The 22,231-nt window shown below is 61.0% G+C and carries 25 protein-coding genes; 17 read left to right on the top strand and 8 right to left on the bottom strand.

Annotated elements, in window-relative coordinates:
• Positions 1-10: 10 nt before the first annotated feature.
• The 3 genes from ACRRQW_RS02460 to ACRRQW_RS02450 form a co-directional block, all read right to left on the bottom strand.
• Complete coding sequence (locus ACRRQW_RS02460; RefSeq protein WP_438479668.1) at positions 11-910, bottom strand: DNA-3-methyladenine glycosylase family protein; 900 nt, start codon at positions 908-910, stop codon at positions 11-13.
• Between the two features lie 30 nt (positions 911-940).
• On the bottom strand, positions 941-1,414 hold the full coding sequence (locus ACRRQW_RS02455; RefSeq protein WP_438479667.1) for a hypothetical protein: 474 nt from the start codon (positions 1,412-1,414) through the stop codon (positions 941-943).
• A 69-nt stretch (positions 1,415-1,483) separates the two neighbouring features.
• Positions 1,484-3,115: a peptide ABC transporter substrate-binding protein gene (locus ACRRQW_RS02450; RefSeq protein WP_438479666.1), complete on the bottom strand. Its 1,632-nt coding sequence runs from the start codon at positions 3,113-3,115 to the stop codon at positions 1,484-1,486.
• A gap of 9 nt (positions 3,116-3,124) precedes the next feature.
• Here ACRRQW_RS02450 and ACRRQW_RS02445 point away from each other — a divergent pair, with 9 nt between their 5' ends.
• From ACRRQW_RS02445 to ACRRQW_RS02390, 12 genes are all read left to right on the top strand, one after another.
• Positions 3,125-3,901: an RDD family protein gene (locus ACRRQW_RS02445; protein ID WP_438479665.1), complete on the top strand. Its 777-nt coding sequence runs from the start codon at positions 3,125-3,127 to the stop codon at positions 3,899-3,901.
• Entirely contained in the window at positions 3,898-4,473 is a 576-nt protein-coding gene (locus ACRRQW_RS02440; protein ID WP_438479664.1) for a zinc finger domain-containing protein, read from the top strand. Before ACRRQW_RS02445 ends, ACRRQW_RS02440 begins: the two co-directional genes overlap by 4 nt.
• A 2-nt stretch (positions 4,474-4,475) precedes the next feature.
• Positions 4,476-5,039 (top strand): hypothetical protein, encoded by a 564-nt coding sequence (locus ACRRQW_RS02435; protein WP_438479663.1) that lies wholly within the window; start codon positions 4,476-4,478, stop codon positions 5,037-5,039.
• Positions 5,036-5,374 (top strand): rhomboid family protein, encoded by a 339-nt coding sequence (locus ACRRQW_RS02430; RefSeq protein ID WP_438479662.1) that lies wholly within the window; start codon positions 5,036-5,038, stop codon positions 5,372-5,374. The genes ACRRQW_RS02435 and ACRRQW_RS02430 overlap by 4 nt, the downstream gene beginning before the upstream one ends.
• On the top strand, positions 5,361-7,004 hold the full coding sequence (locus tag ACRRQW_RS02425) for a hypothetical protein (RefSeq protein WP_438479661.1): 1,644 nt from the start codon (positions 5,361-5,363) through the stop codon (positions 7,002-7,004). Before ACRRQW_RS02430 ends, ACRRQW_RS02425 begins: the two co-directional genes overlap by 14 nt.
• Positions 7,001-8,227 carry a hypothetical protein gene (locus ACRRQW_RS02420; RefSeq protein ID WP_438479660.1) on the top strand — a complete coding sequence of 409 codons (1,227 nt, stop codon included), beginning with the start codon at positions 7,001-7,003 and terminating at the stop codon, positions 8,225-8,227. Before ACRRQW_RS02425 ends, ACRRQW_RS02420 begins: the two co-directional genes overlap by 4 nt.
• A 7-nt stretch (positions 8,228-8,234) precedes the next feature.
• Positions 8,235-9,200 (top strand): AAA family ATPase, encoded by a 966-nt coding sequence (locus tag ACRRQW_RS02415; RefSeq protein WP_438479659.1) that lies wholly within the window; start codon positions 8,235-8,237, stop codon positions 9,198-9,200.
• Between the two features lies 1 nt (position 9,201).
• The gene (locus ACRRQW_RS02410; RefSeq protein ID WP_438479658.1) at positions 9,202-10,533 is read left to right on the top strand and encodes a DUF58 domain-containing protein; all 1,332 of its coding nucleotides are present in this window, start codon (positions 9,202-9,204) and stop codon (positions 10,531-10,533) included.
• The gene (locus ACRRQW_RS02405; RefSeq protein WP_438479657.1) at positions 10,530-11,543 is read left to right on the top strand and encodes a stage II sporulation protein M; all 1,014 of its coding nucleotides are present in this window, start codon (positions 10,530-10,532) and stop codon (positions 11,541-11,543) included. The genes ACRRQW_RS02410 and ACRRQW_RS02405 overlap by 4 nt, the downstream gene beginning before the upstream one ends.
• Complete coding sequence (locus ACRRQW_RS02400) at positions 11,533-12,309, top strand: RDD family protein (protein WP_438479656.1); 777 nt, start codon at positions 11,533-11,535, stop codon at positions 12,307-12,309. Before ACRRQW_RS02405 ends, ACRRQW_RS02400 begins: the two co-directional genes overlap by 11 nt.
• Positions 12,310-12,514: 205 nt before the next feature.
• Positions 12,515-13,003, top strand: a complete 489-nt coding sequence (locus ACRRQW_RS02395; RefSeq protein WP_438479655.1) for an RNA polymerase sigma factor — start codon at positions 12,515-12,517, stop codon at positions 13,001-13,003.
• Positions 13,004-13,067: 64 nt separating this feature from the next.
• Positions 13,068-15,128: a YfbK domain-containing protein gene (locus ACRRQW_RS02390; RefSeq protein ID WP_438479654.1), complete on the top strand. Its 2,061-nt coding sequence runs from the start codon at positions 13,068-13,070 to the stop codon at positions 15,126-15,128.
• A 61-nt stretch (positions 15,129-15,189) separates the two neighbouring features.
• On the opposite strand, the gene ACRRQW_RS02385 is transcribed toward ACRRQW_RS02390, so the two are convergent.
• Positions 15,190-16,428, bottom strand: a complete 1,239-nt coding sequence (locus ACRRQW_RS02385; protein WP_438479653.1) for an autotransporter-associated beta strand repeat-containing protein — start codon at positions 16,426-16,428, stop codon at positions 15,190-15,192.
• A 184-nt stretch (positions 16,429-16,612) separates the two neighbouring features.
• Here ACRRQW_RS02385 and ACRRQW_RS02380 point away from each other — a divergent pair, with 184 nt between their 5' ends.
• Together ACRRQW_RS02380 and ACRRQW_RS02375 are read left to right on the top strand one after the other, a co-directional pair.
• On the top strand, positions 16,613-17,107 hold the full coding sequence (locus ACRRQW_RS02380) for a YhcH/YjgK/YiaL family protein (protein WP_438479652.1): 495 nt from the start codon (positions 16,613-16,615) through the stop codon (positions 17,105-17,107).
• 12 nt (positions 17,108-17,119) lie between these two features.
• Complete coding sequence (locus ACRRQW_RS02375; RefSeq protein ID WP_438479651.1) at positions 17,120-18,004, top strand: 23S rRNA (adenine(2030)-N(6))-methyltransferase RlmJ; 885 nt, start codon at positions 17,120-17,122, stop codon at positions 18,002-18,004.
• Between the two features lie 152 nt (positions 18,005-18,156).
• Here the strand turns inward: ACRRQW_RS02375 and ACRRQW_RS02370 are convergent, their stop codons facing one another.
• Positions 18,157-18,363, bottom strand: coding sequence for a hypothetical protein (locus ACRRQW_RS02370; protein ID WP_438479650.1), 207 nt, complete (start codon positions 18,361-18,363; stop codon positions 18,157-18,159).
• A 358-nt stretch (positions 18,364-18,721) separates the two neighbouring features.
• Positions 18,722-19,123: an Hsp20/alpha crystallin family protein gene (locus ACRRQW_RS02365; RefSeq protein ID WP_438479649.1), complete on the bottom strand. Its 402-nt coding sequence runs from the start codon at positions 19,121-19,123 to the stop codon at positions 18,722-18,724.
• Positions 19,124-19,519: 396 nt separating this feature from the next.
• Here ACRRQW_RS02365 and ACRRQW_RS02360 point away from each other — a divergent pair, with 396 nt between their 5' ends.
• Positions 19,520-19,885 carry a nucleotide pyrophosphohydrolase gene (locus ACRRQW_RS02360; protein WP_438482335.1) on the top strand — a complete coding sequence of 122 codons (366 nt, stop codon included), beginning with the start codon at positions 19,520-19,522 and terminating at the stop codon, positions 19,883-19,885.
• 100 nt (positions 19,886-19,985) lie between these two features.
• Here ACRRQW_RS02360 and ACRRQW_RS02355 read toward each other — a convergent pair whose 3' ends face one another.
• Positions 19,986-20,255, bottom strand: a complete 270-nt coding sequence (locus ACRRQW_RS02355; protein WP_438479648.1) for an FmdB family zinc ribbon protein — start codon at positions 20,253-20,255, stop codon at positions 19,986-19,988.
• Positions 20,256-20,323: 68 nt separating this feature from the next.
• On the opposite strand from ACRRQW_RS02355, the gene ACRRQW_RS02350 reads away from it, so the two are divergent.
• A complete protein-coding gene (locus ACRRQW_RS02350) occupies positions 20,324-20,692 on the top strand; it encodes a hypothetical protein (RefSeq protein WP_438479647.1) in 369 nt (122 codons plus the stop codon).
• Between the two features lie 3 nt (positions 20,693-20,695).
• Here ACRRQW_RS02350 and gluQRS read toward each other — a convergent pair whose 3' ends face one another.
• Positions 20,696-21,526, bottom strand: a complete 831-nt coding sequence (gluQRS, locus tag ACRRQW_RS02345; RefSeq protein WP_438479646.1) for a tRNA glutamyl-Q(34) synthetase GluQRS — start codon at positions 21,524-21,526, stop codon at positions 20,696-20,698.
• A 104-nt stretch (positions 21,527-21,630) separates the two neighbouring features.
• Here gluQRS and ACRRQW_RS02340 point away from each other — a divergent pair, with 104 nt between their 5' ends.
• Complete coding sequence (locus ACRRQW_RS02340; protein ID WP_438479645.1) at positions 21,631-22,209, top strand: TIGR00730 family Rossman fold protein; 579 nt, start codon at positions 21,631-21,633, stop codon at positions 22,207-22,209.
• Positions 22,210-22,231 lie beyond the last annotated feature (22 nt).

The following is a 22,231-nucleotide window of genomic DNA, read 5'->3' as shown; positions in this document are numbered from 1 at the left end:
ACTTATTTTCCTAGCGTCCGCCGTGGCGGCGTTCCCAGGCGAAAAGATATTGCTGGGCAAGACCGGCCAACGGGCCGAAATGCGTGCGTCCGAAGTGGGCGACTTGCGCGGGCTTCCAATCATTGAGGCCGTAACGACGCGCGAGAGATTTCAACACCCACGTGTCGACGGGAAAGGCTTCGAGTTTTCCCGCGCCGAACAGCAGGACGCAGTCCGCAACTTTTTCACCAACACCGGGCAATTCCATCAACCGCGCCTTCGCGGCGAGGTAGGGCATCTGCTCCGTTTCTTCCAGCCAGCCGGGGCGCTGGGCGAGGAACAAAGCCGTTTGATGAATGTAGCGCGCGCGAAATCCCAGCAGGCATGCGCGCAGATCTTTTTCCGTAACCTCGGCAATTTCCGCCCATGTCGGCAGGCGAAAAGTATCGGGTGAAATCGGCGCACCGTGGTTTTTCGCGAGCAACGCGACCATCTGCTTGATTTGCACGATCTGTTTCGTGGCGCTGCACAGGAAGCCAAGCAGCGTTTCGCCGAACGGCTGGCGCAATAAACTGAGCCCGGGAAACGCCGCAATGCATTGCGCGAGGTGCGCGTCGCTCCGCCAGGGCAACGAGTCCGTCAGCGCCGGCCAATCGGTCTCGAGCGCGAGGTAGCGCGGCAGCGACGTGGCGACGTTTTTTTGCAGCGAGATCGGCGCGCGCCATTCGAGCAAGCCGCCGTGCAAGCGAAGTTCGACGAGACTCTCGGTCCACGTTCCGCTCCAGAGGTCTTCGCGCTGCTGCCAGCGGAAGCTTTGTCCGCCGTCGAGCGTTTCGGCGAGCGTAGCGGGCGTGAGCGCGACGCGGGTCGGGAGGGATTGCCAGTCGCTGAAACGTGTCGAATCGCCCTGGTTTCGTGGAGAACGGCTCACGAGATCGATAAGGAAAAACCTGCGCCGACGTTACTTCGCCGGCGGGTTGTTCCAGAGATAACTTTTTTCCGAAGCGATGAGGGCGCCGTCGCTGGCGAGCACATCGATTTTCCACGCCACCGGATTTGCTTTGCTGTCGGGCCAGTCGGTGCCAGTCAGGCCGAGATTGAGGATGTTCTTCTTCGGCTGCAGCGTCGTTTCAAACGTGTAAAGCTTCGGCTTCGCATCGATTGGTGTAACGAGATGCAGTTGGATCTTCACGGGCGTGACGCCGCCGGTGTTGGCGAGGCGCACGAGGAAATAATAGCCCGAACGTTCTTCGGCGTGCGTGCGGAGAATGGTGGAGTCACCGGGATTTTCTTTGCCGGTGAAATATTCGGAAACGCGGCGGAAAGACGAAGCATCGCGCCAGTTCGAGAGCACGCGGACAAACGTCACATCAGCAGCCGAAGCGGCCACCGCGAGAGTCAGGAAGCCGAGGATAAAGCGGAACGGGTTTCGCACGGGAAAAATCTTCGCCTCGAGAGAGACGCACGCAAGAATTGAATTTCCTGAAGCGGGCGTGGGGAAATGTTATTTGAACGACACTTTCTGAAAGCGTCGAAACACGAGCGGCGCGGGATCCCAGCCTTGGACGGCGGGATCGATCAAATAGGTCTGTGCGCCGTAGTGGAGCGGTGAAATGGGCGCTTCTTCGAGCAGTAACGCTTCGGATTTTTGGAGAAGTTCGTTGCGTGCGGCGGGGTCGCGAGCTTCGGCGGCTTGGTTGAGCAGTTGATCGAAGGCGGCATTCTTCCAACCGGTCCAGTTATAGGAACTGTCGCTGGCGAAGAGGCTGAGAAAATTAACGGCGTCGGGAAAATCCGCGGTCCACGCCGCGGTGGAAATGTCGTAGCTGAGCGACTGTTGATTCTGAACCCACACTTTTTGGTCAACTTGGATGATGCTCACGCGCACGCCAAGGTCGCGTTGCCACATCGCTTGCAAGGCTTCGGCGATGCGCGGCATGATTTCGTCGTTACGCGCTTGGAATTCGATCGCGGGAAGGTTCTGGCCGTTGGCGAAGCCGGCTTCAGCGAGAAGTTTTTTGGCCGCCTCGATGTTTGAAATCACGGCAGCGCGAGCAGTGTAGCTGCCGGTGTTGGGTGGCGTGAGCGCGGTGGCGGGTGCGCGGCTGGCTTGCAGGACGGTTTTGGCCAGCGCGTCGCGGTCGATGGCGAGCGAGAGCGCGCGGCGCACGCGCGCATCGTTGAAGGGCGGCTTCGTGGTGTTGAAGCGCAGGAAATTTGATTGGAGCGTCGGATCGATGCGCAGTTGGGCGGCGTCGCGTTCGCGCCAGCTGGAGATTTTGGTCACGGGAAGGTTGAAGGTGACGTGCAGCTGGCCGGCGCGGAAGGTGCGTTCTTCGTCGTCAGGTTTTTCGATGGGGAAGAAAATGACTTCGTTGAGCTGCGTGGTGGCGGCTTCGCGGTGCTGGGAATTTTTCGCCACGACGATGCGGGCGTTGGGATTCCATTCTTTTAAAGTGAAGGCACCGTTGCCGACGAAGTGTTCCGGGCGCGTCCACGTTTCTTCACGGGCTTCGAGCGCGTGAAATTTTTCCAGCAAGCGCGGATTGACTGGAAACCACGCAGGGAGCGACACGAGCGCGGGCAGGTAGGGCGTGGGGCGTTCGAGCGTGATCACGACCGTGCGGTCATCGGGCGCGGCGAGGCCGAGGGCGGAAGCGTCGGTGAGCTTGCCGGAATTGTAGGCTTCGGCGTTTTTGATGGCGTAAAGATACCACGCGTTTTCGGCGGCAACTTTGGGATGCAGCGCGCGTTTCCACGTCGCGATAAAGTCACCGGCGGTGAGCGGTTCGCCGTTTGACCAGCGCAAGTGGGCGCGGAGTTTGAATGTCCACGTGAGTCCGTCGGCGGAAGTGCTCCACGATTCGGCGCTGGCGGGTTGCGGCACGGTGGTGGGTTCGTCGAGGAGCGTGAGGCCTTCGAAGAGCGCGTTGACGATGATCTGATCCGTGAGGATCGACGCGAAATGCGGGTCGAGCGAGCCGGGTTCGGCACCGTTGCCGACGAGTAAAGTATTGGTGCGGAGGCCGGCTTCGACGGGCGTTTCGCGTTTGCCGCAGCCGGCCAGAAGTGCGCCGAGCGCTAATGCCGTTAAAGTGAAATTGAGTAACGGGCGTAAGATGTGGGCGCGTGACATGAAATTTAATTGCCGAGAGGAAACCTGACTGGCAACAGCTTGGTGATGGAATGGTTTTACGCAAATGGCGGAAATCGTGTGGGCCCGATCAATGCCAAGCAGTTCGAGTTGTTAATTCGGGATGCGGTCGTGAATGATGCGTCTCTGGTCTGGTCCAATGGGATGTCGGAATGGCAACCCTGGGCCCAAGTGGCGGGCAGCACCGCGGTGTGTGCGGCGTCGAATGGCCGCTACTGGCTGAAGGACATGGTGCCCTACGAAGGGAAATACATCAGCGCCGAGTGGAAAGGGGAGTATTTTCAAAAACTGCGCGAAGGCATCACGCCGACAGGGATGATGCACTTCGCAGGATTCTGGATCCGGTTTGTGGCAAAATTTATCGACGGCATTGTGACCGGCGTCGTCGGCATGGTGATCAATCTCGGGATCGCATTCCTGTTTTTCGGGGCGTTTAAATTCCAGCCGGATATAAACGACGCGCAGACGTTTGGCCGTTTCATGGCCTATCAAGGCGTAACGATGGCCATCGGCCTAGTTCTCGGCGTGTTGTATCAATGGTTTTTCCTTTCTCGATTTTCTGCGACGCCGGGAAAGATGGCGCTCGGCTTGAAGGTCGTGCGGGCTGACGGCTCGCCATTGACGACGGGCCGGATTATCGGGCGATATTTTTCCGAGCTTCTCAGCGGGCTGATTCTGTTGATCGGTTATATCATGGCCGGTTTTGACGAAGAGAAACGCGCGCTGCACGACCGGCTCTGCGATACCCGGGTGATCAAGGCTAAATGACGCTGACCAAGCTTGCGTGTCCGAAGTGCCGGCGACCGGTGCCGGAGGTGTATTGGCGGGGCGTGGATCGCGTGCGCTGTCCTTCGTGCGAGACGGAGTTTGAACAGATTCGTTTTCCTGCGATGGAAGCGCGACGCACCATCGACACCGCTGCGAGCATCCAGAGCGGCGAGGCGAACTGTTATTTCCATGCGCAAAATCGCGCCGAAGCCGCCTGCGATGGGTGCGGGCGTTACGTGTGCTCGGTGTGCCGCGTGCCGATGGGCGGGAAACAGCTTTGCCCGTCCTGCTTGGAAGCGAGCGGCGAGCGTCGGAAGCTCCCCGAAAACCAACGCGTGTTGCATGGGCACATCGCGATCGTGATCGCGATTCTGCCGATCATTATTTGGCCGCTCACGCTGGTCACGGCGTGGGTGGCGATTGGCTGGTGCATTTACGGGTGGAAAAAACCGGCTTCGATCACGAATAAGCACGGGCGGGGTGGCCGCTGGCGTTTCATCGTCGCCGGCTTGGCAGCGGCGATCCAGCTGACTGTGTGGGCGTTTGTCTTCACGCGGCTCTGGCTGAAATAACCATGACGAAAGCCGATTTCACTTACCGCAAGTTGACCCGCATGCGCCGGACGATCGGGATGATGGCGCAGTTATGGCTTGGGCCCGACCATCTGCTGCAAGTGCAGTCCACGGGTTACACGGAGAAATATCAGCGGTTTTACCTGCGCGATATCCAGTCGCTGCAAGTCGTGCACACTGCGCGCCGGCTCTACATTGCGTTAACGTTTGGCGCGATCGCGTTGATCGCGGTGTTGATCGCCATCGGCAACTATGCCCAGTGGCCAGTCTACGCGTGGATCGCCGGACTCATCGCGCCGTTTCTAGTCTGGAATCAGGTGCTCGGGCCATGTTGCCGCGTCGTGATTGTCACGGCAGTGCAGCAGGAAAAACTGCCTGCGCTCTCCCGGTTGGCAAAAACGCGGCGGGTGATCGCGGAGTTACAACCGTTGATCGAAGGGGCGCAGGCGGACCTGGTTGCGCCGGCGGCAACGCCTGTGTCGAACCCATCGCCCGAAGTGCCGCCGGTTTCCTTGTCGCCCCGCAATGAGCCACCGGCCCTGCCGCCGCCGTTGCCACTTCCATGAGTGTCGTCGCCGGGCGCAAATGTGTGCAGCACCCCGCCCGTGAAGCGGTGGCGCGTTGTCCGTCGTGCGCGGGAAATTTCTGTGCGGAATGCGTGGTCGAGCATGACGGGCGTCTGCTCTGCGTGCGGTGTCTCGAGCGCGAAAAAATCATCGCGGCGCCGGCGCGCAGCCAGCTCTGGCCGCGCGTTCGCGGAGGGGTTTCGACTGCCGCGTCGGTGATATTGTTGTGGGCGCTTTTTTATTTCATGGGATCCACGATCCGGTTGATTCCCTCGCGCGTGCACGATGGCACGGTGTGGCGCACGCTAACGGCCCCGACCCATGGCGAACCCTAAGCACAGGAGCGAGCCGCGCGCGGTGGAACTGCTTGAGGAAGCGGTGCATCTTTTGCGGAGAAATCCGTTGACGCTCGCGGTGTATTATCTCGGCGCGGCGCCGTTCGGCGTGGCTTTGCTGTATGCGTGGGCCCGCGTGACGTGGTTCGCGCCGGAGAACGGCGCGATCGCGCTGGGTGCGCTCGGCCTGGCGGGTTTGTTCGGGCTGATGAAAGTCGCGCAGCATCAGTTTGCACGCCGGCTGTTCGCGGCGCGTTCGGGCGGCGAGGGTGCGGCGTGGAAATGGCGCGAGTTGCCCGCGGCGCTTTCGGCGGAGTTTCGCTTGCAGGCGATTTCTATTTTGCTGTTACCGGTGTCGGCTTTGCTGACGGCGCCGTTTGGCTGGGCGTATGCGTATTTCCAGTCGGCGTCGGTCATTGGCGGCACCCCTGATAAACGCCGCGCGGAGGCGTGGGCCTCGGCGTTATTGTGGCCGAAGCAAAATCACGTCGCGTTACTGATGCTCTCCGGACTCTGGCTCATGGCGTTCATCAATATCGCCGTCGCGTTCTACGCGGTGCCGATGCTCGCGACAAAATTCCTCGGCTTGAAAACCATTTTCGCAATCAGCGGCTGGTCGTATTTCAACACGACGCTATGCGTGATGCTGATCGTGCTCACGCACCTCGTGATGGATCCGTTGATCAAAGCGTTTTATGTGCTGCGCATTTTCCACGGACGCGCGCGGCGCACCGGTGCGGATTTGCGGTTGGTGCTGAGCCGTGAAAAGCAACTGCGCGGCGCGGCGCAACGCGTGGCGCTGGTGATGTTCGCGCTCATTTTAAGCATGCCCGCGGGCTTCGCGGCCGTGGACACGCCCGCGAAAACCCCCGTGCCGGTCGTCACACTCAATCGTTCGATCGACGAGGTGCTGCAACGCCCGGAATATGCGTGGCGGCTGCGCCAGCCGGAGAAGCAACAGAAGTTGAAAGTGGACGGGCCGGTTAAAAGTTTTTTCCGGGCGACTGTCGAAACGGTTACCGAGATCGTGCGCTCCGTGGCGGATTGGTTTCGCAAGGCAAAGCGCTGGGTGGACGATTTGTTTCCCGGCAAGGATCGCGAGGCCGTCTCGGCGGAGCGCGAACGCGGCAGTCGCAGCGTCGATTGGATGGCTGCGCTCCAAGTCGTCGCCTACATCATGTTTTTCGTGGTGCTCGGCGTGTTGCTGCTCGTGGCGTGGCGCGTGTGGAAGCATAACCGCCAGCCCGCGCTGCCTCGATTGGCTTCCGCAACTCCCGCTGCTACGCCCGACTTGACGGACGAGACGGTGGAGGCGTCGCGTTTACCTACGGACGGCTGGCTGGATCTCGCGCGACAACAAATCGCGGCGGGCAACTGGCGGTTGGCGTTACGGGCTTTGTTTCTCGCGAGCTTGGCGCGATTGGCGGGCGAAGGCTTGGTCACGCTCAAGCGCTTCAAAACGAATCATGATTACGAACGCGAACTCCGACGGCGCGCGCGCGACCGCCTGGCGGTGTGCGACGAGTTCCAGCTGCGTCGCCGACAGTTCGAGGACACGTGGTATGGCGATCATCCCGTCGAAGCAGGTCAGGTTTCGGCATGGCTAACTCAATTGGAGGCGCGTCCGTGAGCCGCCTGCGTCAAAGCTTGCTGCTGGCGGCGGTGCTCGCGGCCTTGGTCGGTGGGGTGGCGTGGATTTTTCTGATGCGCGTGAGCGGCGGCGAAATGTGTCCGGCCTATTCGTCGCTGCGGGCGGATGCGCTGGGCTCGCGGGTGTTGCACGATGCGCTGCAGGAAATCCCCGGCGTGACGGTGGCGCGCGATTTCCGGCCGGTGGCGCGCTGGCGCGACTTGGGGCGCAGTGTCGTGATTATTTCCGGAGCCGAGTGGCAGCAGTGGGAATCGATTCCCGAAAACAAACTCAAGGCGCTCAATAAGGCTGCGGCGGACGGCGCGAGGATCGTGATCACGTTTCAAGCGAGTGAGCTCGCTAATGATGTCGATGGGCGTTCGAGCGAAGAAAAAGCCATCGACGAAAAAAATAAAAATGCGGAGGAGAAAAGAAAGCAGGCCGCGAAAAAGAAAAAATCTGCTCCCGGCAGGAGAGAAATCGCTTCCAAAAAGATTTCCGAAGAATGGGGCGTGACCTTTAAGCGACAGTTTCTGTTCGATAAAAAAGCACCGCTCGCTGCGAGCGATGACGCGGTGTTGTCGGCACCGGTCGGGCTGGGCTGGCGGAGCGATTTATATTTTTCGCTCCCCAAGGAATCGCCTTGGAAAACACTCTACACGCGCTCCGTGCTCCCGGTGCTGATTGAAAAGAAGGTCGGCACGGGCTCGCTCGTCATGATGGCGGAATCGTATCCGCTCAGTAACGAAGCGTTGCAGAACGACCGCGCGACCCAGCTGTTTGCGTGGATGCTCGGCGATTATCGCCGGGTGATCTTCGTCGAAAGCGAACTCGGCGTGCTCGAGGAAAACGGCGTCGGATCACTGGCGCGGCGCTACGGCTTGGGCGGGGCGCTGGCGGTGCTGCTTCTGCTCGCAGTGCTTTATGGGTGGCGGCGCCTGGTCGAATTTGTCCCGAGAAATCTCGAAGAACGCGCCGCCAACGAAATCGCCCTCGCGCACGAACCCACGGCGGGAATGACTTCGCTGCTGCGTCGCTCAATTAAACCGAAGCAACTGCTCGCGGCGTGCGTGGAAGAGTGGCGCAAATCCAAGCTCAAGGGCGGGCGTTTGCGCCCGGCGGATGAGCGCCTCGACGGGGCGTGGAGTGAAAATAATACCGCGGACCAAAAGAATCTCTCGACTGCTTACAATGCGCTCGTGAAGGCGCGCCAGCCCCGTTGAAAATTTTATGAACGACAGCCTCCAAAAAAACCTCGATTTGCTCACCGCCGCCCGCGCCGAAGTCGCGAAGGTCGTCATCGGCCACGACAAGGTGGTGGAACTGGCCCTTATCACGATTCTCACGCGGCAGCACGCGCTGCTCGAAGGTGTGCCCGGCGTCGCGAAGACGCTGCTCGTGCGCACGCTCGCGCATGTGCTGGGTGCGGAGTCGGGGCGCATCCAATTCACGCCCGACCTGATGCCGGCGGACATCACCGGCACAAATATTTTCAATTTGCAGAGCAACCAGTTCACGCTCGTGCGGGGGCCGGTGTTTACGACGTTCCTGCTGGCGGACGAAATCAACCGGGCGCCGGCGAAAACCCAGGCCGCGTTGCTGCAGGCGATGCAGGAACGCACGGTGACGATCGATCGCGAAACCCTGGCGCTCGACCCGAACTTCGCCGTGTTCGCGACGCAGAATCCCGCGGAATCCGAAGGCACCTATCCGCTGCCGGAGGCGCAGAAAGATCGCTTCATGTTTCGGATCAAAATGGAGTATCCAAACCGCGAAGATGAAATCATCCTCGGTAAACGCATGCTCGGCAATGAAGCGCCCGAGCGCGCGCTGGCCCGCGGGGTGGTGCAGTCGGTGCTGACGGCGGGACAACTCGTGTCGTTGCGTGAGTCGCTCGACACCATTTTGGTGCGCGATGAATTGATGGCTTACGTCGTCGATCTGGTCCGCGCCACACGCAGCGACGAGAGTGTGCTCGTCGGCGCCGGTCCGCGTGCCACGCAGGCGCTGCTCCTTGGCGGTCGCGCGAAAGCAGCGCTCGAAGGGCGTGACTACGTGACGCCGGACGATGTGCGCCAACTCGCCGCGCCGGTGCTCGCGCATCGCATCGTGCTGCGCCCGGAATTTGAAATCGAAGGCCTGTCCGTCGAGGAAGTGCTGACGCGCCTGCTCGAGCAGGTCGCAGTGCCGCGTTAAGATGATCCCGGTTCCCGCCCAACGTTTATTGTGGTCGGTAGGTGCGATTGTGCCAGTCGCGGCCGCGGCGGGAGCGTTGCCGGAATTGTGGCCGCTGTGCGTGATTATTCTCGGCGTGGTGGGAATCGTGGCGGCGCTGGATTTGTTGCTCACGTTGCGCGAAGGCCGCTTGCCGGTGGTCGAAGCGCCGGTGGTGTCGCGCTTGACGAAGGATCGCGAAGCGAAGCTCACCCTGGTCATCGTGAATAAAAGCGGCGGGCCGCAACGCGCGCGTTTCGCGTTGGCGTTGCCGGAATCGTTCGAGAGTGCGGAAAAAGAAATCGTCGTATCGTTGCCCGCCGACCGGCCGCGCGTGCTGGTCGAGTGGAAGTGCACGCCGAAACCGCGCGGGAATTTTACGGCGGGTCCGGCGTGTTTCGAATTGGATTCCGCGTGGGGATTTTGGCAGTTGCGCGCGCAGCAGCTGCTCAAGGCCGAGTTGCGCGTCTTTCCCAATCTCTTCAGCGAACGCCGGCAACTCGCGGCGCTGTTTCTCGAACGCGGCCAGGCGGGTGTGCGGCTCCGGCGGATGGTCGGGCGCGGGCGCGAGTTCGAGCGGTTGCGCGAATACCAGCCCGGCGACAGTTACGATGAAGTGCATTGGAAAGGCACTGCGAAGCGCGGCCGGCCGATCACGAAAGTTTTCCAAGTCGAGCGCACGCAGGAAATCTACGTGATCGTCGATGCGTCGCGGTTGAGCGCGCGACCGGTGCAGCACGACGGGAAAACCGTCACGACGCTGGAGCGCTACCTCACGGCGGCGCTGGTGTTGTTGATGGCCGCGAGCCGGCAGGGCGATCGATTTGGGCTCGTGGTGCACGACGCGCAGGTGCGCGCGTTTTTGCGCGCGGGAAATGGCGCGACGCATTACGGCGCGTGCCGTGAGGCGGTGCATGCGATGGAACCGAGCGAGACCACGCCGGATTTCGCCGAATTGTTTTCCACGCTGCGCACGCGGCTGCGGCGGCGCTCGTTGCTGGTTTTCCTGACTGACCTGACAGACCCGGTGCTGGCGGAGGAGTTTGCGCGGCATGTGCGCGTGATTTCGCGGCAACACCTGGTGTTGGTGAACCAAGTGCGGGCGCCGGGCGTCGAGCCCTTGTTCGATCGCGAAGTCGCGGGCGACGCAGAAATTTACGACCGACTGGCCGGCCATCTCGCGTGGCGCGAAGCCGGTGACGTGGCGGGCAAATTGCAGCCCGAGGGCGTGAAGGCGGCGATGCTGGAAAACGAGCGGCTCGCGGCGGATTTGGTCAGCCAGTATCTGCAGGTCAAACGGAGGCAGTTGCTGTGATTATCGACCTCAACCGGTTTGTCGCGCAGGAGGAACGTTATTGGAAACGGCTCGAAGAGATCCTCGCGCGCTCGAACGAAGATTCGTGGCGTGAAATGCCCGTCGCGGAAGTGAAGGAGCTGGATTATCTTTATCGGCGTGCGGCGGCGGACTTGGCACGCGTGACGAGTTTTTCGGCGGAGCCGGAGATGCGCCAGCGCTTGGAGCGGATCGTGGCGCGCGCTTATGCGGAAATCCACGGCGCCCGCACGCGGGGCGGTGAACGGATTCGTCCGTGGCGGTGGCTGGCAGTGACGTTGCCGCAAACCTTCCGGCGCAATCTGCGCGGTTACTGGTTTGCGTGCCTCGTGACGCTGGCGGGATTCGCGTTGGGCGGATTCGCGGTGGCGTTCGATCCTGACGCGAAGGAAGCAATTATGCCGTTTTCGCATTTGCTCGGCGATCCGAGCGAACGCGTCGCGGAAGAGGAAGCAGCGATGGAAGACCGGTTGTCGGAGAGAAAAGCGGCGTTTGCCGGTCACCTGATGGCGCACAACACCAAGGTCACGCTGTTCGCCCTCGCGCTTGGATTAACGTGGGGACTCGGGACCGTGATCATTGTTTTCTACAATGGCGTTATTCTCGGGGCTGTGGTCGTGGACTATTTGTTGGCCGGCGAGGCGACGTTCCTTTTCGGGTGGTTGTTGCCTCATGGCATCATCGAGATTCCGGCGATCCTCGTGGGTGCGCAGGCGGGTTTCGTGCTCGCGGGAGCGGTGTTGGGGCGCGACGACGGGCGGCCGATTGGCGCGCGGTTGCGGGCGGTGTCAGGCGATGTCACGACGCTCGCGGGCGGCGCGGCGTTGATGCTCGTGTGGGCCGGCGTGGTGGAGTCGTATTTGTCGCAGTATCACGAGCCGGCGATCCCGTATGCGTGGAAAATCGCCTTCGGCGTCGTGGAAGGCGGGTTGCTCGTGACGTATTATTTTTTCGTGGGACGGAAAGTAAAGGAGGTCGCCGATGAACGCTGACCAGGTGGAATTGCTGCGCGTGCGCACGCCGGAGGGCGTGAGTTTTTCGTTTATGCTCGCGAGCCCGATCCCGCGTTTCGCGGCGTGGATCGTGGATCAAGCGGCGATCTTGGCGGCGTGGTCGGTGCTTTCGACGCTGCTCGCGCTGATGGGCGCGCTGAGTTCGGATTTTGCGCAAGGCGCGATGTTTGTCGGATTTTTCGTGCTGACGACGGGCTACGCGATTGTGCTCGAGTGGAGTTGGAACGGCCAGACGGTGGGCAAACGGCTGCTGCGTCTGCGCGTGATGGATGAACGCGGGCTGCCGCTGCGTTTTTCGCAGGTGGTCGTGCGCAACCTGCTGCGGCCGGTCGACGCGCTGCCGTTTGGGTATTTAACCGGCGGCGTGGTGGCGCTGATTGGGAAAAAAGCGCAGCGACTCGGGGATGTCGCCGGGGCAACGGTGGTGGTGCATGAGCCATTGCCGGGAGGCGCCGGCATGGGCGGGCTGGCGGTTTCGAAATACAATTCGTTGCGCGGGCAGCGTCATCTCACGGCGCGCTTACGGGCGAACATCAGCCCCGCGCTCGCGCAGGCGGCGTTGCAGGCGTTGGTTCGGCGCGAGCAATTCGCGCCCGAAGCACGCCTGGAGTTGTTTGGCGAATTGGCGGCGTATTTCCGTTCGCTGTCTGCGATGCCGCCGGAGTTTTCCGAGGGGATTTCCGATGAACAACTCGTGCGCAACGTGGTGGAAGCAGTCTTTGATTTCCGCGAGACGAAGCTCTGATTTTGAACCACGAATGGACACGAATACTGAGGAATTTAAAATGCAGATAAACACAGATGGGTTTCTTCATTCGTGCGAATTCGTGTCCATTCGTGGTTAAATCGGATAAGTTTCCTAAGAAACGCCGGGGTGATGCGTAGAGGAGCAAGGTTGCTTGAATAACGAACCGAATAACGCCCATGCCAGTGACGAAACCAGCTCTTTTGTGCCGGCGGCAGTGTTGCGCCATCAGGCCGCGCTGCTGCGCTACGCGACGCGCCTCCTCAACGGCGATGTCGAGCGGGCGCGCGATGTCGTCCAGGACACGTTTGTGCGGCTCATGGCGCAACCGCGCGCGGAGGTCGAAGGGCATCTCGCGGAGTGGGTGTTCACCGTCTGCCGCAATCGGGTCCTCGACGTGTTGCGCAAGGAGGGTCGCGTGAAACGGTTTGAAGAAGGGCAGGTCGAGCGACTGACCGCGCCCGAGCCGCTGCCCGGCCGGACGATGGAGCGAACGGAACAACATGAAGCCGTGCTGCGCCTGATCGGCACGCTGCCGAAAAACCAACAAGAAGTCGTGCGGCTGAAATTCCAAAATGGATTCAGCTATCAGGAGATCAGCCGGATCACGTCACTGTCGGTGACGAATGTCGGCTTCATCCTGCACACGGCGATCAAGGCGCTGCGCTCCGCACTGGCAGCGCAACCGGAATGATACGTCCGCCTAGGCTGAAGCTACGGCGCGACAAACATAACACCACACCGAGACCCGAAACGAAATGAACTCTGAGAAAATTTTACCTGACGATCCGCGGCTTACCGCCTACGCGCTCGACGAGATGGGCGTGGGCGAGCGCGTGGAGTTTGAGCAGTTGCTCGCGCAGGACGAGGCCGCGCAGGCCGCCGTCGCGGAGATCCGCGAAGCAGGCGCGCTGTTGACGAACGCGTTGGTGGAGGAACCGGTGATTACGGGGGCGCCGGCGAAACCGGTTCACGATTACGAAAAGAAATTCGAAGGCTTCCCGTATTGGAAAGTGTCGGGCCTCGCGGCGGCATGTTTCGCGGTGGGCTTTGTGATCTGGCAGCAGAATTATGTGCCGCCGCTGCGCAAACAGTTGATCGAAGTGCCGCTTGGTTCGAATGAGAGTCATCAAAGTCCAGCCGCGGTCGCTCCGGCTCCAGTCGGCGCACCGTCTTCAGAATTCGAACAGTTTGAAATTCCGAAATCGATCAAGGAGGCCGCACGTCAGGCGAGTGCGGACTTTCGTGCCCGCGAGCCGAAGTCAGTGCGTATGACCAAGGCGACAAACGGCTATATGGGAAGCGCGGGTGGGAATGCGAGTCGCGTAACGTTTAAAGAATTTAGCAGTGTCTATGGGGGCATGACTCTTGCGGTGGGGCGTGATGTCGCGAACGCCGAAACTTATGCGCAGCGCACCGACAATGGCTACCAGCGCGTCGTGGATCAGCCGTTGTCGACGTTCTCGGTGGACGTGGACTCGGCGTCGTATGCGAATGTGCGGCGGATGCTGGTGGCGGGAAGTCGGCCACCGGCGGATGCGGTGCGCATCGAGGAAATGGTGAATTATTTTCCGTATGCGTCGTATCGTGCGCCGACGGATGGCGCGCCTTTTTCCACGAATCTCGAAGTGGCCGGCGCACCTTGGGCGCCGGAGCACCGGCTCGTGCGCATCGGCCTAAAGGGCCGCGAAATCACGGATGCAACGCGGCCGGCGGCGAATTTGGTTTTCCTACTCGATGTGTCGGGCTCGATGAACGCGGCGAACAAGCTGCCGCTGTTGCAAAAATCACTGCGGCTGCTCGTGGACAAATTACGCCCGGATGACCGCGTGGCGATTGCGGTGTATGCCGGATCGACGGGACTGGTGTTGCCATCCACGACGGTGCGCCAGAAGGCGGAAATTTTAGAGGCGATCACTCATCTCCGCGCGGGCGGTTCCACCAACGGCGGCATGGGCATCCACCTCGCTTACGATATTGCCAAGGCCAACTTCGTGACGGGCGGCGTGAACCGCGTGATCCTCGCGACAGACGGCGACTTCAATGTCGGCGTGACCGGTGAGGGCGAGTTGGTGCGCTTGATCGAAGAGAAGGCGAAGAGCGGTGTGTTTCTGAGCGTGTTGGGTTTTGGCGCGGGCAATTTGAAGGACGGCACGCTCGAGCAACTCGCGGACAAAGGAAACGGCAACTACGCCTACATCGATACGCTGCAGGAGGCGCGCAAGGCGCTGGTCGAGCAGGCAGGCGGCACGCTCGTGACCATCGCGAAAGACGTGAAGCTGCAGGTAGAATTTAACCCGGCGGTCGTGCAGGCCTACCGGCTCATCGGTTACGAAAACCGGTTGCTGGAGAAAGAAGATTTCAACAACGACGCGGTCGATGCCGGCGAAATCGGCGCGGGTCACACGGTGACGGCGCTCTACGAAGTCGTGCCGGTGGGCGTGACGATGCCCGGCGCGGTGCCGGCGGTGGATGGTTTGAAATACACGCCAGTCATCGCGCAAACCACGGCAGGCAGCGTGAGCGCGGAAATGTTGACGGTGAAAATCCGCTACAAGGAGCCGGCGGGCGACGTGAGCAACAAGCTTGAGTTCGCGTTGCGCGACACGGGAGCGGCGTTTGCCGAGGCGAGCGAGGATTTCAAATTCGCCGCGTCGGTGGCGGCATTTGGCATGGCGCTGCGGGATTCGCCGCATCGCGGCGCGCTGACGCTCGCGGAAGTATCGGCCTGGGCGCGCGAAGGAATCGGGAGCGACGCGGGAGGTTACCGCGCGGATTTCCTGTCGTTAGTCGAGCAGGCGAAGCGTTTCATGGAGTGAAGCGCGGGTGGGTTGGACGTTAGCGCGACGTGTCGGAGATAAACTCCGATCTACAATCCGATCAACTCGCGCGGCGGCGGCGCCAGACGGTGACGCCGATGAGGCCGAGGCCGAGCGCCATGAGCGCGTAGGTCGATGGCTCGGGGACGGGCGTGAACTCGAGTTTGAAGTTGTTGCCTTGCTGGAGAACGCTGAACGCCATTTCCACGCCGCCGGTGTCGAATTCGGTGAGGTCGAGGAGGAGATTCTGGCCGAGCACAAAGCTGCCGGCGACGCCGTTGGTGTAAGCAAAGTCGATGAAATAGGTGTGTCCGAGGAGGTAGCTGCCATCGAGTTCGCCGGGGGCTTCGTTGAAATTGAGAGAAATCAGTTTGAGGGTGAACGGATTCGCAGCGGTAGCGCTGATGGTAAAGGTGGCGGAGTTGTAGACTTCTACTTTGTCACTGTAGAATCCGCCTTCGGAGTCGTAGCGCACCTGCATCTCGAATTTGCCGCCGGGGCCAAAGGTGAGGTCTTCGAAGGTGAGGCTGGCAATCGCGTTGGAGCCGGATTCGCCGAAGCCTGGCGCAATCGTTACCCCTGAGCCGATGGTGGCGTCGTTGATGTAACCCTGGCCGGTGAGGCGGCTGCCGGAGTTGAGGGTGAGGGTGCTGGGCACGTTGGCGTAGTTGAGTTGCAGTGTCCCGCCGTTGTTGACCGTCACACCGCCGGAACCGAGTGGCGTGGTGCCATCGTTGTTGTAGGCGATGAGCGTGCCGCCGTTGATCGTGGTGCCGCCGGAGTATGTGTTGTCGCCGGACAGGTAGAGCGTGCCGCTGCCGGTTTTGACGATGCTGGCCGGGGCGGTTTGTTGGAGGACATCACTGTGCACGTGCACGATGGTGCCGGTCACGTCCACGGTGTGGGCACCCCCGGTGAGCAGGATGTCGAGCGTGCTGCTAAAATCGATCGAACTGCCGCCGTTGGGATTGCCGGCGTTGGCGGTGAGGTTGCCCGTTAAGGTTAACGTCGTGTTTGAGCCGGTGAAGGAATACTCGGGCCGTGCGTTGCCGTTAAAGGTGATGTTGTGAAATCCCGACGTGGGAATCTGGGCGACATTCTGAGTGCCGGTGATGTCACCGAAGACGAGGTCTTCCGCGCCGGTGCCGCTCGGCGCGGTGCCGCCTTGCCAGTTGGCGGGCGCGGCGGCGCTGCCGTTGACCGTGCTTTGGCCGCTCCAGATAAACGTTTGGGCCTCGAGGCCGACCACAGCGGCCAGGGTGAGCACGCAAGAAAGCAGGGAATTACGGGCGCGGTTCATGCGGATTATCTAGTGGGCCGAAATAAATCGGCTCAAGGCTTTTGTCGCAAAAGTCTGGCTTCATGCGACGACCCGTTCTTCGGGCGCGCTGTCCGGCAAACGGAATCGGCAGAGGGTGACTGGTGCATTGAAAGTGCCGGAGCTTACGCCTTGCCGAATCGCGGGCGGCGGCAATTCTGCGCGCATGGCTATCTTTGCTCCCTTCGCTCAACTGAGTGCCCAAGCTGCGAACGACCCGCGTTTTACGGCGGCGTTTGCCTATGTCCATGCGCTGCTTGCGCCGGGTAGCGAAGGCCGCGCGCGCATCGGCGCGATTGAGGTGGGTTCGTCCAAAAAAATCGATCTGGCGGGCGGAGCGTTTGCCATCGAACAGGTTTACAACACCAAGCAACGTCCGGACGGTTTCTTTGAATCCCACCGCAACTACATCGACGTGCAGGTGATCGTGGAAGGCGAGGAGCTGATGGAAGTGGAGGATATTGCGCGCCTCACGGTGACGCAGCCGTTTATCGAGGACCGTGATTTCATCAAATACGCGCACACCGATCTCGCCTCGGTGCTTAAAGTGCGGGCGGGCGACGCCACGATTTTCTTTCCGGAAGACGGCCACATGCCGAGCCTGCAATGGAAAGGCCCGGGAGTCGTGCGCAAGACCGTCGTGAAAGTGCCAGTGGCGTAAGGCGCGGCGCAGATGAATTACCGGCACCACTACCACGCGGGGAATTATGCGGACGTGTTCAAACACGTGCTGCTGCTCCAACTCATCCGCGCGATGCAACGCAAGGAAAAGGGTTTCTTGTATCTCGACACGCACGCGGGGCGCGGCGGCTATGATTTATCGGTGCCCTCGGTGTTGCCGGACGGCGGATCGCGGGAGCCGGAATTTCCGGCGGGGATCGGACGGTTTTGGGACCAGCGAGGGAGCGCGGAATTGCCGGCGGCGATCAATGATTACCTGCAACTCGTCCAGCGTTTCAACGACCGCAACGGCGTCGTAGACGGCGAGCTGAAATTTTATCCCGGATCCCCGTGGATCGCGAAGCTGCTGCTGCGTCCGCAGGATCGCATGGCGCTATGCGAGCTGCGGCCGGATGACGCGGAGGCGCTGGATTTCGAGTTTGCCCGCGAGACGCGCGTGAAAGTGGAAGCCATCGACGGCTACAACGGGTTGAAGGGAATGCTACCGCCGTTGGAAAAACGCGCGTTGGTGTTGATCGATCCGCCGTTTGAGACGAAGCGGGAATTTGTGGATGTGCTCGCGGCGGTGCTAGAAGCGTTGCGGCGCATGCCGTCGGCGGTGATTGCGATCTGGTATCCGATCACCGAGCGCGCCCGCACGGATCAGTTTCAACAGGGGTTGATGGCGATGGCCGCGCCGCCGCCGACGCTGTTCGCTGAATTGCACATCGTCGGAGATGAATCTGAACTGACGATGAAAGGGTGCGGCTTGCTCGTGTTGAATCCGCCCTGGCAAATCGACCAGGAGATTCGCGACGTGTTGCCCGCGATGAAAGCGCGGCTGCGCGTGGACGCGGGTGCAGCGTATCACAGCGGCTGGCTGGTGCGGGAGAAGTGAGGGTGGTCGTCGGTCTCCGCACCGGCGACGGTCCGCGCTCGTGAAATCATTTCTCGCTCCCACTGAGGCGTCGGTGCGGAGACGGACGCCCACCTTTTGAGCGTAAAAAAAGCCGCCTGAAGAGGCGGCTCGCGCTATGGCTGGCTGAATTTTTATTCGCGGGATGCCGAACGCTCGGTGACGCGTTGCGCCATGAAGGGCAATGGATCCGGTCGGAAGTTCGCGTTGAGCACATCCGGCGCTTTGAAGAGCGGGCGATTCCAGACGATATCGCGATTCAGGGCGTCACGGATCGGAGCGAGTGCGGAGGCGATCACGGCCATCGGGCGCTTACGGGGATTGGCGGGGAAGTGAGTCATGGCTTTGAGGGTGTTTGGGATTTTTTTAGTCGAGGCGGTTTGGTCAGAACGCGCACTCGTAGAGGGAGAACGCAGTAACGAATGAATTGTTCCAAAATATTCCAAATAATTCTGCGCGGTCACGAGATCGTCACACGGGAGCGTTCGCGCGGGCCACACGGTCGTTAATCGGAACGGGGTAATACTAACTTTTTTCGAGACGCTCGAAAATCGGGCAGGTTTCTTCTCAAGCACTCGGAAATTTCCCGTAGCGCGCGAGTCGCGGCGAATGTGCGGCGGATATTTGCGCGCGAAAACAAAACAGCCGGAACCCAAGATCAGGTTCCGGCTGCGTGCTCGGTTGAGAACCGCCCGGAAGCTATGCCACCTGGCGTTGACGAATTGGGAGACCGGCGAGGCCGGTTTCCTTTTTCGGCAACACGATGGTGAGCACGCCCCGGGTGACGGAGGCCTGCAGGGCTTCGAAATCGAAGCTAGCACCGAGCCGCAGCTTGAGCTGGTAATCGCGTTGCACCGTTTCGAGGTGCAGCGCTTGCCAGTTGGCGCGGATGTGGTGGGTTTTGCGGGCAGTCACAAAGAGGTCAGGACCATGCGTGGTGATGTCCACACCGCTCGCGTCGACGCCCGGCACGTAGAGGTCGAGTTTCAGGGCCTGCGGGAGATCCATGCACTCGTAATGCGGCGAGCGGAAAGCCTGTTTGCTTTCCGGCGTGCTGGCGGGGAAACGGCTGTGGTTGAGGCGATGGATGATGGTATGCATTGGAAAAATAGAAAATGGGTAAGCGTTCGTCGGTTTGGTGACCGCCGGGACTCCTGATTTTGCTTTTTTAAGACCTTGGAGGTCGAAATCAGCGCAGGCAGCCCGGTCGGGTCGGTTTTTTCAGCCAATTGGAGGAGCACTGGTCCATGCGCACGCAACCAATCGGCTGACCTGCCCAGATAATCTGGGTGCAGGCGGCCTGGTGGCGTTGCTGGTGTTGGACGTGGCTCATGGTCTGAAGCCCTGAAAATGCACGGCCTGTGCCAGCTCACAAATATTTTTTAGGATTATGACGGGTGTATCGTCGCGATTGCTGCCGCGCTGTGCCGGCCGGCGCGAAGCGGAGCGGGCTTGCCGGCGTGCGCAGCGTGCGGCTACCTAGCGCGCATGAATTCGATGACCGACGCGAAGACCACCGTGGCCGAACTGCGCGAACGCGTGCTGGCGTTCGCGCGCGAGCGCGACTGGGAGCAATTTCACTCGCCGAAAAATCTCAGCATGGCACTCGCCGCGGAGGCGGGCGAATTGATGGAGCCGTTTCTCTGGGCGGAGTCGAAAGACTCGCACGCCGTCGCGCGCGATCCGAAAAAACGTCCGGCGATCGAAGCCGAACTCGCCGACGTCGTCGTGTATGCGTTGGAGTTCGCCAATATCTGCGGCATCGATCTCGCCGCCGCCATCGAAACGAAGATGGCCGCGAACGCGCAAAAATATCCTGTCGAAAAAGCCAAGGGCCGCTCGGAGAAATACACCGAGTTGTAAGCGGGCAAGGGGGGCGCCGGTTCCGCGCCGACGACAAGTCGCGAGCGCGATCTTGTGAACGAGCGCGCTGAGGCGTCGGTGCGGAGACCGACGCCCACCTTCAGACTGACGGAATGCGTGGCCCGCGGTGGCACGCGCAGCCCGGAGCGCACGCTGCGGTTTTTGCGGCGGACGCGGCAGTCGGCGCCTTCGAAGACTTTTTCTCAACGACGCCCATCAATCCGAAACCGCCGCTGATGACGCGGCGCACCGCCTCACCCGTCTCCGGATCGGTTTTCAGGGGCGCGTCTTTCATGCTTTGCACCACTTCGAACCGGCGCGGCAGCTTGTCGGGCTGGCGGGGGATGGTTTCGTAAATGTAGGTGGCCATGCGGGGACTTGTTGGGAACGTAGATTTTCAGTTTTGGCAAGCGGTGAACTTTCCCGCAGACCCGTGGCGTGCCTGCCATAAAAACCAACGCCGCGCTCGAACGCTATTACGTGCTCCCGTGCTGTCTTTTACTGCTCAACTTGTGCAACGAGATCGTCGCCTACAAAGGCCGGCTCATCACCGACGGCTTGCTGCGCACGCTGTTCATCATGGGCATGGTGTTATTTGGCGGCTCGCTCGTGGCCTTTGCGATCGCGCCCGGCATCGGCTGGGTCGTGCAATCGCTCCGCAAAACCAGTCGCTCCAACGCGGGCGGCATGGGCGATGTGATTTTTCTGTTCATGCTCGGTGGCCTGGTGTTCTGGCTCTATTACCGAAACTACCTGCTCGGCACGGAATACATCGTGCCGAGTTTTATGAAAAATCCGGGAGACTGAGCGTTACCAACTCGCGCGAATCTCATTGGGCGTGCGGCGGTGCTCGCGCAGGGCGCGGAGTGACAGGGCGTCGTGGCGTTTGGCGAGGCGGACGCCGTTTTCGTCAGTGACGAGAGGGCAATGGTAGAACGCCGGCGCCGTGAGCTTGAGCGCGCGGGAGAGGAGGAGTTGGCGAAACGTGGACTTCAACAAATCGGCGCCGCGCACGACTTCGGTGATGCCCATCGCGGCGTCATCGACGACGCAGGCGAGTTGATAACTGGGCGCGTCATCCTTGCGCCACACGAGGAAATCGCCGAAATCGCGTCCGGCGACGGCCTGTTGTTCGCCGAAGTGGCCGTCGATGAATTGGAGTGTCTCGCCGTCGGGCACACGAAAGCGCCAGTTGCACGTGATGGGATTGGTGAGTGCAGGGAGCGAGGCGTCGACTGGCGGACGAAAGCTCGCGGGAAAAACCGGTTCGTTATTCTCATCGCCGTCGTGCGGAGCGCTGGCGGCGGCGAGGACGTCGCGGCGTGAGCGATGGCACGGATAAATAAAACCGCCCGCATGGAGCTGCGCGAGTGCCTCCCGATAAAGCGGGATGCGCGCGCTTTGGGCAATTATCGGCTCCACCCAACTCAGTCCAAACCAGCGCAAATCCTCGCGCATCGCCTCGACAAATTCCGGCCGGCAACGCGCGGTATCGAGGTCGTCGTTGCGCAACAAAAGTTTGCCGCCGGCTGCGCGGGCGCGTTCCTGCGCCATCCAGAACGTGCGCGCGTGGCCGAGGTGCATCAGCCCCGTGGGCGATGGGGCGAGGCGGCCGAGGTAGTCTGAAGAAGCGTTAACCACGAATGGACACGAATAGACACGAATAGGATGAGAACCACCTGAAAGTTTCGGAGGACGGGATTGAATTCGTGTGCCTTCGTGTCCATTCGTGGTTAAAAAATCCCATGCCTTCACTTTGTGTTTATTGCGCGTCGAGCGACCGACTGGATCAAAAATACTATGACCTCGCCACGCGCGTCGGCGCCGAGATGGCGAAGCGCCAGTGGACTCTCGTTTACGGCGGCGGCAAGACGGGCATGATGGGCTCGGTCGCACGCGGCGCGAAAACGGCGGGCGGGCGCGTGGTCGGCGTGATTCCCGAATTCATGAAAGTCCGCGAGCTGGAGTTTACCGAGGCGGACGAACTCATTTCGGTGATCACCATGCGCGAACGCAAAATGCTCATGGAGACGCGCGCCGATGCGTTCCTCGCGTTACCCGGTGGTTGGGGCACTCTCGAAGAGATTTTGGAAATCCTCACGCTCGCGCACCTGGAAGTGTTGAAGAAGCCGATCGTGTTGCTGAATCACGAAGGTTACTACGACGACCTCATCAAGCTTTTCGAAAAGATCGTCGAAGAGAAATTCATGCGCGAAACCATCCGCGGAAAATACGCGGTCGCGAATACGGTCGAAGACGTTTTTCCGTTGCTCGATAACTGGACTCATCAGCCCGGCGACGCGAAGTGGTATCAGACGAAATAGGTGGGAGCGCGGGTCGCAGGTG

Origin of the sequence: Oleiharenicola lentus, from assembly GCF_051660365.1 — a bacterium.
Lineage (GTDB): Bacteria > Verrucomicrobiota > Verrucomicrobiia > Opitutales > Opitutaceae > Lacunisphaera > Lacunisphaera lenta_A.
This window is presented reverse-complemented; position numbering and strand designations above follow the sequence as displayed.